The sequence below is a fragment of the Roseomonas acroporae genome (assembly GCF_023223525.1).
In the GTDB taxonomy this organism is placed as follows: domain Bacteria; phylum Pseudomonadota; class Alphaproteobacteria; order Acetobacterales; family Acetobacteraceae; genus Roseomonas_E; species Roseomonas_E acroporae.
In genome coordinates this window covers 1-561 of sequence record NZ_JALPRX010000253.1, presented here as the reverse complement: position 1 = coordinate 561, position 561 = coordinate 1, and the positions used below count along the sequence as shown (strand labels likewise).

Sequence of the window (561 nt, the reverse complement as noted above, 5' to 3'; positions counted from 1 at the left end):
GCCGCCGCCAGCGGGAAGAACGCGCCGATCGCCGCCGTCAGCGTGGCCGCGCCGACGCCGCGCAGCAGCGCGCGCCGCGTGGCGTCCGGGCCGAGCACCGCACGCGCGACCGCGACGTCCACCGCCTGCGCGGCGGTCTCCTCCGCCGTCGCCGGGGCGGCATCGCAGGCGAGCGCGCCGGCATGCCGGCCGCAGGCGCAGAGGCCGTCGAGCGCGGCATCGGCAGCGTAGGGGTCGGGGAAGAGGCGCGCCATCGAATGATCTCCCGCTGTCGCTTCCCCTTTCAGCAACCGGCGTGCCAAGCGGTCGGCCGGCGTGGGCGGGACGGTCGAACGCGCGTCTCCGCAGTGCCTTGCGGGCGGATGGCACGTGGCCCGACGCCCCGGTGCCGCTGCGCCCGCCAACACAATGTTGACAATGTCGATAATGACGCGCATTCGGACAGCGGGGACGGGAACGATCGCCGCACGGGCGCCGGCAGCGGCCGCACGCCACGGGAGTTCCGCCATGACCCAGCCGCCCGCCACGCGCACCACGCGGGAGAAGGCCAGCGCCTGGCGG

Annotated in this window: 1 pseudogene; it reads right to left on the bottom strand. The window is 75.9% G+C overall.

Features of this window, described 5'->3' with window-relative positions:
• A pseudogene (locus M0638_RS28365) lies at nucleotides 1–254 on the bottom strand (nitrate ABC transporter substrate-binding protein); the annotation flags it as partial.
• Nucleotides 255–561 lie beyond the last annotated feature (307 nt).